Annotated in this window: 13 protein-coding genes; all 13 read right to left on the bottom strand. The window is 64.0% G+C overall.

What is annotated here, in order from left to right; genetic code table 11:
• Positions 1 to 19 precede the first annotated feature (19 nt).
• A complete protein-coding gene (locus WH265_RS16770; RefSeq protein WP_339559025.1) occupies positions 20 to 679 on the bottom strand; it encodes a LysE family translocator in 660 nt (219 codons plus the stop codon).
• Between the two features lie 87 nt (positions 680 to 766).
• Complete coding sequence (locus tag WH265_RS16765; RefSeq protein WP_339559024.1) at positions 767 to 1,624, bottom strand: DUF429 domain-containing protein; 858 nt, start codon at positions 1,622 to 1,624, stop codon at positions 767 to 769.
• Between the two features lie 3 nt (positions 1,625 to 1,627).
• Positions 1,628 to 2,518, bottom strand: a complete 891-nt coding sequence (locus WH265_RS16760) for a DMT family transporter (protein ID WP_021027848.1) — start codon at positions 2,516 to 2,518, stop codon at positions 1,628 to 1,630.
• A gap of 77 nt (positions 2,519 to 2,595) precedes the next feature.
• The gene (folE, locus tag WH265_RS16755; protein WP_021027847.1) at positions 2,596 to 3,327 is read right to left on the bottom strand and encodes a GTP cyclohydrolase I; all 732 of its coding nucleotides are present in this window, start codon (positions 3,325 to 3,327) and stop codon (positions 2,596 to 2,598) included.
• 133 nt (positions 3,328 to 3,460) lie between these two features.
• Complete coding sequence (locus tag WH265_RS16750; RefSeq protein ID WP_021027846.1) at positions 3,461 to 4,216, bottom strand: endonuclease/exonuclease/phosphatase family protein; 756 nt, start codon at positions 4,214 to 4,216, stop codon at positions 3,461 to 3,463.
• Positions 4,213 to 4,698 (bottom strand): dihydroneopterin triphosphate diphosphatase, encoded by a 486-nt coding sequence (gene nudB / locus WH265_RS16745; RefSeq protein WP_339559023.1) that lies wholly within the window; start codon positions 4,696 to 4,698, stop codon positions 4,213 to 4,215. Before nudB ends, WH265_RS16750 begins: the two co-directional genes overlap by 4 nt.
• Before the next feature lie 2 nt (positions 4,699 to 4,700).
• Entirely contained in the window at positions 4,701 to 5,534 is an 834-nt protein-coding gene (locus WH265_RS16740) for a CsgG/HfaB family protein (RefSeq protein WP_339559022.1), read from the bottom strand.
• 141 nt (positions 5,535 to 5,675) lie between these two features.
• Complete coding sequence (gene aspS, locus WH265_RS16735; protein WP_021027843.1) at positions 5,676 to 7,484, bottom strand: aspartate--tRNA ligase; 1,809 nt, start codon at positions 7,482 to 7,484, stop codon at positions 5,676 to 5,678.
• A 41-nt stretch (positions 7,485 to 7,525) separates the two neighbouring features.
• Entirely contained in the window at positions 7,526 to 8,164 is a 639-nt protein-coding gene (locus WH265_RS16730; RefSeq protein WP_027011103.1) for a DUF502 domain-containing protein, read from the bottom strand.
• 15 nt (positions 8,165 to 8,179) lie between these two features.
• Positions 8,180 to 8,476: an FmdB family zinc ribbon protein gene (locus tag WH265_RS16725; RefSeq protein WP_339518429.1), complete on the bottom strand. Its 297-nt coding sequence runs from the start codon at positions 8,474 to 8,476 to the stop codon at positions 8,180 to 8,182.
• Positions 8,477 to 8,579: 103 nt separating this feature from the next.
• Positions 8,580 to 10,061 (bottom strand): sodium:solute symporter family protein, encoded by a 1,482-nt coding sequence (locus tag WH265_RS16720; protein ID WP_021027840.1) that lies wholly within the window; start codon positions 10,059 to 10,061, stop codon positions 8,580 to 8,582.
• Between the two features lie 34 nt (positions 10,062 to 10,095).
• Entirely contained in the window at positions 10,096 to 11,667 is a 1,572-nt protein-coding gene (ubiB, locus tag WH265_RS16715; RefSeq protein WP_339559021.1) for a ubiquinone biosynthesis regulatory protein kinase UbiB, read from the bottom strand.
• A complete protein-coding gene (locus tag WH265_RS16710) occupies positions 11,664 to 12,302 on the bottom strand; it encodes a hypothetical protein (RefSeq protein ID WP_339559020.1) in 639 nt (212 codons plus the stop codon). Before WH265_RS16710 ends, ubiB begins: the two co-directional genes overlap by 4 nt.
• Positions 12,303 to 12,368: the final 66 nt, after the last annotated feature.

Genomic DNA, 12,368 nt, shown 5'->3' with positions numbered 1-12,368 from the left:
CCGGGGACTTTACAGCGCCTCAGCGCTGCGCGGTGGCCAGCTTGACTGCCAGGCCCACAAACACCACGGCGGTGATCTTGTTGAGCCAGAACTGCGCACGCGGCGAGCGCAGCAGCAGGTTGCCAAAGGCGCCGGAGAACAGCGCAATGGCGCCAAACACCAGGAAGGCCGCCAGGATGAACACGGCGCCAAAGACAAAGATCTGCGGGCCGACCGGGCCGATGGCGGGGTCGGCAAACTGCGGCAAAAAGGCCAGGAAGAAGATCAGCACCTTGGGGTTGGTGAGGTTCATCACCACGCCACGGCGCACCATCACAAGCAGCTCCTTGCCCACGATGTCCGCTCGACCGCTTCCGCTGGCAGCCGCTCCGCCAGCCGATGCATCTGCAGCCACCGGTGCCCGCCAGGCGCCCCAGGCGAGGTAGGCCAGGTAGGCCGCACCACACCACTTGAGCAGCGTGAATGCCATGCTGGACGCCGCAAACACCGCTGCCAGCCCCAGCGCCACCGCCGTGGTATGCACCACCACACCCAGGCACAGGCCCACCACCACGGCAATGCCCACGCGCCAGCCGCGCTGGATCGACTGCATCAGCACAAACAGGTTGTCCGGCCCGGGCGACAGCGCCAGCAACACGGCAACACCAAAAAAGGCCAGCAGGGATTGGAAAGTAGGCATAGGAATGTCTCGGGGAAGGGCCGCAGACCAGCGGCGAAGAACCGGCACATTATGGCCTGCGGCCCAGCCGACCAGATCTGCCAGCGCTTACGGGCGTGACAGCGGCGCAGTGACGATCCAGCCTTCCAGCGGGTCAATGCCGGGCGGCAAGCCATACAGCGCATGGCCCGCCGCATGCTGGGCCAGCGCCCAGCCGGCCTGCAACATGCAAATGGCGGCATCGAGGTGGTCGCCACTGGCATCGGCTGCCATGGTCTGCAGCTGCGCAGCATCGGCCAGCAGGCGCAGCCCCAAATGGTGCTGGCCATGCAACAAGGCCTCCAGCAACTCTGCCCTGGCCTGGGCACGCTCGGGCGTCTGGCGCTGGCGGTCATCGCTTTTGTAGCTGCGCCGGCCAATCAGCTCGCGCGCCAGCATGCCGGGGTAGGCCTCCAGCGCAATGCGGGCACTATCACGGCGCAGCAGGCCCGGAAAATCCGCGCCCACATCCAGCAGCCGGGGCAGGCCGGCATGCAGCATCCAGGCCACCGGTGGGTTGACCCATTTCATCGAGGGGCTGGAGCCAGCGGGCCCATCGGTGGCGCGGTGGGCAAACTTGCCACCGGCGGGCCGGGCATCGCAAAAGGCTTTGAACAAGGTGCGGATCTCGCTGCGCTCCAGGCCAGCATAGTGCTGCATGCAGGCCTGCCAATCGCGGGGCCAGCCCAGTTGCACCACCAGCGCGCGCGGCAGCGCAAACGGCAGGTCAAAGCCGCCGACCCAGGCCGGCTGCTGCTGCAAAAAATCCTGCCACTGCGCCAAGGCGGCAAAGCGCTCAAAGCCCTGCAGCGCCACCGTGCCCACCTCGGTATCCAGTTGTCCCCAGGCCACGACCACGGGTTTGCGCCGGCTGGGGCTGCTGCTGAAATCGCAGCCCAGCACCGGTGGCAGCGCAGCGCCTGGCATCGCTCAGCCCAATCCCAGCGCGACCACGCCCACGCCGATCAGCAACGCGCCGGCAATGCGCAGCAGGCGGTCGCCCTCGCCCAGCAGCTTGCCGCCAATCAGCGCGGCAAACAGCATCGAGACCTCGCGCGCAGGCGCCACATGCGAGATCGGCGCAGTCTGCACCGCATACAGCACCAGCACATAGGCCATGGGGCTGAAGATGGCGACGACCAGCGCAAAGCGCCATTGCTGCAGCCACAGACGCCGGGTCTCAGCCCAGTTCATCATGCCCAGCGGCGCCAGCATCACCACGCGCACCAGGTTGCCCATGTAGTCGAGCAGGATGGGCGAGAGCAGCATCACCTTGACGGCATAGCTGTCCACCACCGTATAGGCGGCAATGAACAGGCCCGTGAGCAGCCCGTAGTACAGGCCCTTGATGGTGCGATCGCGGGCCTCTCCGGGGCCCGGCCGGGTGGCGGCACGCAGCATGGCCGGGCCGCCAGCAATCAAAAATACGCCCGCCACCACGGCCGCGATGCCCACCGCGCCGAGGCTCGACAGATGCTCGCCCAGAAACAGCACCGCCACCATCGACGAGATCAGCGGCCCGCTGCCGCGTGCCAGCGGGTAGACCACGGTGAGATCGGCCACCCGGTAGCCGCGCAGCAAGGTGACAAAGTAAAAGATATGCAGCAAGGCGCTGGCCGAGACAAAGGCCCATTCGGTCAGGCCCCACTGGGGCACCACATCCTTGCCCACCCACCAGCCCACCGGCAGCCACACCAGCGCATTGAGCACCGAGGTGAACAGCGAGAAGCGGGCGTCACCCCCGGCTTTCTTGGCGACGATATTCCAGAAAGCGTGGATGATGCCGGCCGCGATGATGAGCGTGAAAGCGTGGAGCGTCATGGCTGGAGGAACGGTGGAAGCGAGACGGAAAAAAATAACCCGGGTCGGGCCCGGGTGTCACACAGTCAGGGTGCGGATCAGTTGCCTGCGCGCTGCGGAATCAGCGACAGGAACTCGCGCCGCAGATTGGGGTTGGTCAGAAACTCGCCCCGCATGACCGAGTTGAGCATCTTGGAGTCCATCTCGCGCACACCGCGCCAGGACATACAAAAGTGCGAGGCCTCCAGCACCACGGCCAGGCCATCGGGCTGGGTCTTCTTCATGATCAGATCGGCCAGCTGCACGATGGCCTCTTCCTGGATCTGGGGGCGGCCCAGCACCCAGTCGACCAGGCGCGCATATTTGGACAGGCCGATCACATTGGTGTTCTTGTTGGGCAGCACGCCGATCCAGACCTTGCCGATGACCGGGCAGAGGTGGTGGCTGCAGGCGCTGCGCACGGTGATCGGGCCGACGATCATCAGCTCGTTCAGGTGCTCGGCATTGGGGAAGGCCGTCACCTCGGGCTGGGGCACATAGCGGCCCTTGAACACCTCGGTCAGGTACATCTTGGCAACACGGCGCGCGGTGTTGCGGGTGTTGTGGTCGTCCTTGGTGTCGATGACCATGCTGTCGAGCACGCCCTGCATCTTGTGCTCGACTTCGTCAAGGAGCTGCTCGAGCTCACCGGGCTCGATGAACTCGGAGATGTTGTCATTGGCATGAAAGCGCTGCTGGGCTGCCACTATCCGCTCACGGATCTTGACGGACACCGGTGTGCCTTCGTCGCTGGCGGGTGCTTTATTCGGATCGGATAGTTCTGTAAACATAGCGGGGATGGTAGCAGCGATTGCAGACCCGCAAGCATAAGGTGTTTCTCGCCCTTAGGCCAGCGCAAGAAAAGGGTAAAAGCTATGGATTCGATAGCATTCGGCGCCCAAAAGCCGAAAAGCGGTTTTTGCCTCAGTCGCGCAGCCGGAACTCGGCAATCAAGGGCAAATGGTCGGACATGCGCCACCAGATGCGGCCCCGGGGCACAAACAGGCCGCAGGGCGTCAAACCCCGGGCATAAACATGGTCCAGCTGCACAACGGGCAGGCGCGAGGGATAGGTCATCAGCGGCTGCTCGTCGTACTCGAACAGGCCAAAACCGGCCAGCATGCGCTTGACCTGAAAGCCCCAGTCATTGAAGTCGCCCGCGACAATCACCGGCTCATCATCGGGCACATGGGCCTTGATGAACTCATGGATCAGCGCCGTCTGGCGCAGGCGGCTGCCATGCACCAGGCCCAGATGCACCACAATGGTGTGGATGCGCTGGCCGGCAATCGCCATCGCCACATGCAAGAGCCCGCGCTGCTCAAAGCGGTGGTCGGAGATGTCGCGGTGGTTCGATTCCAGAATCGGCCAGCGGGTGAGCAAAGCGTTGCCATGCTCGCCCCAGCGCGTCGTGGCATTGGTGCGGTAGGCGGCGGTATAGCCCAGCGGGGTCAGAAAATCCGCCTGGTTCTGCTCGGGCCAGTTGTTGAAGAAGCTCTCTTCCTTGCGGTTGTCCTTGCGCACTTCCTGCAGGCAGATGATGTCGGCATCCATCTGCTCGACCGCCAGCCCCAGGTTGTGGATCTCCAACCTGCGCACGGGTCCCAGGCCTTGCACCCCTTTGTGGATGTTGTAGGTGGCCACCCGCAGTATCGGTAAATCGTCGTGAGTATCGGTCATGAAGCTATGAACCTCGGCAGCCAGAGAATGGCTTCGCTGTTCGATATGGAATAGCAGCGCTGTGCTGCCTCTTGCCAATCATGCCACGCATGGGCGGTGTGCTCCCTCGGGCTGAGCACGATCTTGGTGTAGGACGGCACCTGCAGGCTGAAGACATGCTCGGTGTTCATGCAGACATCGGGCGCATAGCGGTGGCGCCAGGCCGGGTAGATCGGGTAGGTGTTCTCCAGATCCCAATCGCGCAGCACGCAGCCGGGATGCCGGGCATCGATGCCGGTTTCTTCGAAGACCTCACGGATCGCCGTCTGCTGCCAGGTTTCGCTATCGCTGTCCTGGCTGCCGGTCACGGGCTGCCAGTAGTCCTGGCCCTCCATCTGGCTGACACGGCGCAGCAGCAGCACCTGCAGATCGGCGGTGTGGATGATGACCAGCACCGAGCGGGGCAGCTTGTAGGGCAGGCTGGCGCCTCTAGTCTCTTGCATCGTCAACGCTGGGCCTCGGGCTTGCGGGTGGCCACGGCCGGTGGCAAGGCCTTGGCCTGCAGCAGCCGCACCTGCTGCACCATCAGGTTGTGGGCGTTCAGGAAGGCGGCGGCAATCACCTTGCCCTCATTGGTATTGCTCCAGCCCATGCCGGCGCCGCCCCCCAGGCGGCCCAGCAGCACGCCGCCCACGCCCAGGTCGGTGGCGCGGGCCGAGCCGGTGGCGGCGGCGACCTGCTCGGTGGTTTCGTTGTCGGTCAGGAACAAGGCGGTCTGCGCCTCTTTGAACTTGACCTGCTCGGCCACGCCGGCCAGGCCCGCGATATCGCGCAGCACCGGGATCATCGCGATGATGCCCGCCAGGCCCCGGCCGGCATCCTGCTCGCTGAAGGTGAGGTTGGGCACCATCGTGTACTGGGCCTCATAGCCCTTGCGCTTTTGCACCGTGCCATTGGGGCGCAGCACGCCGGCATCCTGCAGCTCGCCTTCGCGGATGGTGCCCTGCAGGCCTCCGGCCCGGTCCACCACGCGAAAGCAGCCGCTTTGCTGCATCAGCAAGCGCACCAGCGGCACGGGGCTGGGCGGCAGGTTGACGCTGCTGGGCATCACATAGCCGCGGGGGTTCTCCAGCAGGGCCACCGTGGCGATCGGCTCATCGCAGCGCTCCAGGCTGGCATGCGCACCCTGGCCGCCTGCCGGCCCGGCCGAGCCGGAGACCTCCGAGCCGCCCTCGCCCAGCTCGGTCTTTTTCTCGCCGCAGCCGGCCAAGGCCAGCGCGATGGCGGCCCAGGCCATGGCGCATGCCCAGCGCCCGGTTCGGTTGGAAGTCGCAGTCATCGCGTGCATGCGTACCCTTTGCAATCTGTCAGTCAGGCCAGAGCATAGCGCCCCAGAATGACAAAAAAGGCCAAAGCCTGGAGGGCTTTGGCCTTGTGGCGGCGCCGTGCATCAGGCAGGCCCATGCAGCGCGCGGTCCGCTTACTGCGCGCCGGCTGGGTTGCGCAGCTTGATGTGCAACTCGCGCAGCTGCTTTTCGTCCACTGGCGATGGGGCCTGGGTCAGCAGGTCCTGGGCGCGCTGGGTCTTGGGGAAGGCGATCACGTCGCGGATCGACTCGGAGCCGGTCATCAAGGTGATCAGACGGTCCAGACCGAAGGCCAGGCCACCGTGGGGAGGCGCGCCGTACTGCAGCGCATCCAGCAGGTAGCCAAACTTGGCACGTGCATCTTCGGCGCTGATCTTGAGCGCGGTGAACACCTTGGACTGCACATCGGCACGGTGGATACGCACCGAGCCACCGCCCAGTTCCCAACCGTTGAGCACCATGTCGTAGGCCTTGGCGATGCACTTGCCGGGGTCGGTGTCCATCAGGTCCTCATGGCCGTCCTTGGGCGACGTGAAGGGGTGGTGCACGGCGGCCCAGCGGTCGTTTTCCTCGTCGTGTTCGAACATCGGGAAGTCCACCACCCACAGCGGAGCCCAACGGTCTTCAAACAGGCCGGTGCTCTTGCCAAAGGCGCTGTGGCCGATCTTGATGCGCAGCGCGCCGATGGCGTCGTTGACGACCTTTTCCTTGTCAGCGCCAAAGAAAATCAGGTCGCCGTCTTGCGCTTCGGTGCGCTTGAGGATCTCGGCAATCGCGGCGTCATGGATGTTCTTGACGATGGGCGACTGCAGGCCGTCACGGCCCTTGGCCAGCTCGTTGACCTTGATGTAGGCCAGGCCCTTGGCGCCATAGATCTTGACGAAGTCGGTGTAGGCGTCGATGTCGCCACGCGACAGACCGCCCTGCTCGCGCGCACCACCTGGCACACGCAGGCCCACCACGCGGCCGCCCTTCATGTTGGCAGCGCCCGAGAACACCTTGAAGTCCACGTCCTTCATCACGTCGGTCAGCTCGGTGAACTCCAGCTTGACGCGCAGGTCAGGCTTGTCCGAACCAAAGCGGAAGGCCGCATCCTGGTAGGTCATGATCGGGAATTCGCCCAGGTCCACATTCAGCTGGGTCTGGAACACTTCCTTGATCATGCGCTGGAAAATGGCGCGGATCTCTTCTTCGTTCAGGAACGAGGTTTCGCAGTCGATCTGCGTGAACTCGGGCTGGCGGTCAGCGCGCAGGTCTTCGTCGCGGAAGCACTTGGTGATCTGGTAGTAGCGGTCGTAGCCGGCCACCATCAGCATCTGCTTGTACAGCTGGGGCGACTGGGGCAGCGCGAAGAATTCGCCGTCGTGCACGCGGCTGGGCACCAGGTAATCACGCGCGCCTTCGGGCGTGCTCTTGCCCAGCATCGGCGTTTCGATGTCGATGAAGCCTTCCTTGTCGAGGAAGTTGCGCACCTGGATGGCCGTCTTGTAGCGCAGCATCATGTTGCGCTGCATGGTGGGGCGGCGCAGGTCCAGCACGCGGTTGGTCAGGCGCACGGTCTCCGACAGGTTCTCGTCGTCGATCTGGAATGGAGGCGTCACCGAGGCGTTGAGCACGGTCAGCTCGTGGCACAGCACTTCGATCTTGCCGCTCTTGATCGAGTCATTGGTGGTGCCTTCAGGACGGGCTCGCACCAGGCCCTTGACCTGCACGCAGAACTCATTGCGCACGTCTTCGGCGACCTTGAACATCTCGGCGCGGTCAGGATCGCAGACCACCTGCACATAGCCTTCGCGGTCACGCAGGTCGATGAAAATCACACCACCGTGGTCACGGCGGCGATTGACCCAGCCGCACAGGCTCACGGTTTCGCCCATCTGGGCTTCGGTCACTTGACCGCAGTATTGGGAACGCATTGCCATAGCCAATCTTCCTGCACCGATGAAGGTGCCTTAGTTCTCAGTTATTTAGACCCCGTGGGGACATCGGGCGCAGCCACGACCCCCATCGAGACGATGTATTTAAGCGCAGCATCCACGCTCATGTTCAATTCAATGCAGTCGCTCTTGCGCACCATCACCAGGTAGCCACCCGTGGGGTTGGGCGTGGTGGGCACATAGACGCTGACAAACGCGGTATCGGCACTGTCCGGGCTCTGGTGCAGGTGGCTGTCCAGCTCACCGCTGGGCGCGCCGGTCACAAAACCGATGGTCCACATGCCGGGATGGGGCCACTGCACCATGACCGCGGTGCGAAAGGCATTGCCGCTTTCGGAAAACAAGGTGTCGGAGACCTGCTTGACGCTCGAGTAGATCGAGCGCACCACCGGAATCCGGCTGACCAGCGCATCGCCCCAGGCCACCAGCTTGCGGCCGACAAAATTGCTGGCAATGCCGCCGACGATCAGCAGGATCGCCAGAGTCAGCACCACGCCGAAACCGGGGATATGGTAGCCCAGGACCTCGTCGGGCTGCCAGTGCTGCGGCAGGATCAGCAAGGTCTGGTCGAGCGTGCCGATGATCCAGTTGAGCACCCAGACCGTGATGACGCCCGGCACGATGACCAGCAACCCGGTCAGCAACCATTTACGCAGGGAAGCCATCACCGCCGTCAGCCCTCAGACCGCCGAGCCGCCGCTGGCAGCCGGTGCAGATGCAGGTGCGGGCGTTGCTGCCGCTGCGGGCGCAGCCGCATCGGCAGCGGGCGCGCTGGCCGGCGCTGCCGTGGCCGACTTGCCACTGAAATCGGTGGCGTACCAGCCCGTGCCCTTGAGTTGGAACCCCGGGGCCGTCAGTTGCTTGGAGAAGCTGGCTTGCTTGCACTCGGGGCAGTCCGTCAGCGGTGCATCCGATATTTTTTGCAAAACATCCTTGGCATAGCCGCAGGCACTGCACTTGTAGGCGTAAATAGGCATCGCGCGTGTAAGAAAACGGAGGGAAACTCTTGATTATAGGCGGGTTGCAAAACCGATCCGGGGCGTAGGCTTAGCACTACGCCCCGCATTCAGCGCCGTTCGCTCAGCGCCCCGCCACTGCTGCGCCGCTGGCGGCGGGCGCGGTATCGGCCACAAAGGCCTGCACGTCCGTCTTCTGGTTGCGGATGGCTTGCGGCGCCAGCGAGCCCACAATCATGCCGGTGAAGGCGGCCAGCACACCAGCGAGCTGGGCCGGGAAGGCAGCGCCCCAGGCCATGTTCAAACCGGCCAGCCAGATGCCGATGCCCAGGAACACCGCCAGCAGCGCGCCCTGGGTGGTCGCGCGCTTCCAGTACAGGCCCATCACCAGCGGCACAAAGGCGCCGACCAGTGGCACCTGGTAGGCGCCCGAGACCAGCTCATAGATGGGGGTGCCCTGCATGCGGATCGAATAGGCCAGCACGCAGGCGCTGAACACCAGCACGCTGATGCGCATGGTCTTGAGGTTTTCGCGGTCGCTCACCCTGGGGCGGAACTGGCGCCAGATGTTCTCGGTAAAGGTCACGCTCGGGGCGAGCAAGGTGGCCGATGCGCAGGACTTGATGGCAGACAGCAACGCGCCAAAGAACAGCACCTGCATCACAAAAGGCATCTTCTCCATCACCAGCGTGGGCAGCACTTTTTGCGGATCGTCCTTGAGCAAGGCCGACGTCGCCTCGGGCATGATGATCAGCGCGCTGGCCACCAGGAACATAGGCACAAAGGCGAACAGGATGTAAGCCGAGCCACCGATGATGGTGCCGCGCACGGCCGACTTTTCGGTGTTGGCCGACATCACGCGCTGGAACACGTCCTGCTGCGGGATCGAGCCCAGCATCATGGTGATGGCAGCAGCAAAGAAGAAGACGATGTCATGCCAGCTGGGCTCGGGCCAGAACTGGAACAGATCGCGGCTGGTGGCCAGGTCGATCACCTTGCCGGCGCCGCCGGCCATGTCCGACGCAAAGAAGGCCAGCACCATGAGGCCGACCACGAGGATGATCATCTGCACAAAATCGGTGACTGCCACCGACCACATGCCGCCAAACAAGGTATAGGCCAGGATGGACACCACGCCGATCACCATGCCCATGGGGATGCTGACCGCCCCGCCCGAGAGCAGGTTGAACACCAGACCCAGCGCGGTGACCTGGGCGGAGACCCAGCCTAGGTAGCTCAGCATGATGATCAGCGAGCAGATGATCTCGACCGCGCTGCCGTAGCGCTTGCGGTAGTAGTCGCTGATGGTCAGCAGGTTCATGCGGTAGAGCTTGGCCGCAAAGAACATGCCCACCAGGATCAGGCACATGCCGGCGCCAAACGGGTCTTCCACCACATTGCGCAGGCCGCCTTCGATGAACTTGGCCGGCACACCCAGCACGATCTCGGAGCCAAACCAGGTCGCAAAGGTCGTGGTGATGATCATGAACAGCGGCAGATGGCGGCCGGCAACGGCGAAATCTGCGGTGTTCTTGACCCGTTTGGCGGCCCACAGACCCACGCCGATGGTTACAAATAGGTAGGCGATCACCATGTAGAGCAGCACGTTGTCACTCCTGCAAAGCGTAAGGGTTAGGGGTTTAAAAAAGTCGGATGCGGATGAGCACTTGCAGCACCACCAGCCCCAGGACAAAACCAATGCCTCCGCAAATGATGATCTGCAGCAGCTTGTTCGTCAATTTCTGCTGCACCAGCAGCTCCTTGAGCGTCTCGTCGTGGTGGCCGCCGCCGCCATTGCGCGCCAGGTACTGGTGCACCAGGCGGGGCATGTCGGGCAGCAGCTTGGCGTAGCGCGGCGCCTGGGATTTGAGCTCGCGCCACAGGCGCTGGGGGCCCATCTGGTCGAGCATCCATTTCTCGAGGAACGGCTTGGCCGTGCTCCAGAGGTCCAGGTCGGGGTCGAGCTGGCGGCCCAGGCCTTCGATGTTGAGCAGCGTTTTTTGCAGCAGCACCAGCTGGGGCTGGATCTCGACCTGGAAGCGCCGCGAGGTCTGGAACAGGCGCATCAGCACCATGCCCAGCGAAATTTCCTTGAGCGGGCGGTCAAAGTACGGCTCGCAGACCGCGCGGATGGCGGCTTCGAGCTCATCGACCCGGGTATCGGGTGGCACCCAGCCGCTTTCGATGTGCAGCTCGGCGACGCGCTTGTAGTCGCGGCGGAAAAAGGCGGTGAAGTTCTGCGCCAGGTACTCTTTGTCGAACTCGGTCAGCGTGCCGACAATGCCAAAGTCCAGCGAGATATAGCGGCCAAAGCTCTCGGGCTCCAGGCTGACCTGGATATTGCCGGGGTGCATGTCCGCATGGAAAAAGCCGTCGCGGAACACCTGGGTGAAGAAGATGGTCACGCCATCGCGGGCGAGCTTGGGGATATCGACACCGGCAGCGCGCAGGGTATCGACCTGGTTGATGGGCACGCCATTCATGCGCTCCATCACCATCACCTCCTGGTGGCAAAAATCCCAGAACACCTCGGGAATCAGCACCAGGTCCAGGCCTTCCATGTTGCGGCGCAGCTGGGCAGCGTTCGAGGCCTCGCGCATCAAGTCAAGCTCGTCGTGCAGGTAGGTGTCGAACTCGGCCACCACCTGGCGCGGCTTGAGGCGCTTGCCGTCGGCAGAGAACCTCTCGACCAGCTCGGCCATCGTGCGCATCAGCGCCAGGTCGCTGTCGATCACCGGCAGCATGCCCGGGCGCAGCACCTTGACGGCGACATCGCGCAGCTCACCCGCACGGGTGCGGATGGTGGCAAAGTGCACCTGGGCAATCGAGGCGCTGGCAATGGGCTTTTCGTCAAAGCTGACAAAGACCTCGGCCAGCGGCTTGCGGAAGGCCCGCTCGATGGTCTGCACCGCAATGCGCGGGTCGAACGAGGGCACGCGGTCCTGCAGCAGGGACAGCTCTTCAGCGATATCGGGGGGCAGCAGATCGCGCCGGGTCGACAGCACCTGGCCGAACTTGACAAAGATCGGGCCCAGTTGCTCCAGCGCCTCGCGCAGGCGCTGGCCGCGCGGCTCGGTCCATTTGCGGCCTATGCGCAGTACGCGGGTGATGCCCTTGAGCCAGGGGTGGTTGAAGCTCGACAGCACCATGTCGTGCAAGCCATAGCGCCAGACCACCCACAAAATGGTGAAGCCGCGAAAAAAACGTTTCATGTCGTTGTGCGCTCGCTGGCCGGCTCGCTGTCCGCAGCGTAGCCGGGGGGCGTGGGCGGTGCAGGCGGCTGGGCCTGCGCGCCAGAGCGCCCGGCACCGAAGCGGTCAGCGGTGCGCACGCCCATGCTGACAAACTGGCGCAGCGCAGCCGCTACGCGCAGGCCCAGCTGGGCCAGCCAATGCGCGGGGGTATCGCCCACCACACGGGCCAGGTCTTCTTCAACATCCCAGCGCACATGGTCCACCAGCCACTGGATCTCGGCGGCAAACTGCACATCGCCATCAATGCGGATGGCGGGTTTCTCCCCCTGAATGACGCCCCGGGCCAGCGCCAGCGGCGAGTCATCCACCACCTGCACGCGCAAATCGGGGGTTTCTTGCGTGCCCGCCAGGTCCAGCAGGCCGGCGGGCGTGATCTTGAGCGCCAGCACAATGCTGCGCCACTGCACTTGCACCACGCGCCCGCTTTGGCGCACCAGGCGCTCCATCGCGACTTCTTCCTGCATCAGCACATGGTTCAGGAACAGCACCACGCGGTGCTGCACCTCCGACACCAGCCACTGCGGTGGTTGGGCCGACTCCAGAATGCGTGCAAAAATGCCGCCCGGAAAAGAAAAAGGGGACTGTGTTGCCATAGTCCCCAATTATTCCCCAAGTCCGCTGCCTGTCTTCAGGATTAACAGGCAAAGCGGTGGAGTTTT

Origin of the sequence: Comamonas sp. MYb396 (assembly GCF_037479555.1) — a bacterium.
Lineage (GTDB): Bacteria > Pseudomonadota > Gammaproteobacteria > Burkholderiales > Burkholderiaceae_C > Comamonas.
Note: the sequence above shows the minus strand (reverse complement) of the source record. Positions and strands in the feature narration are given on the sequence as shown.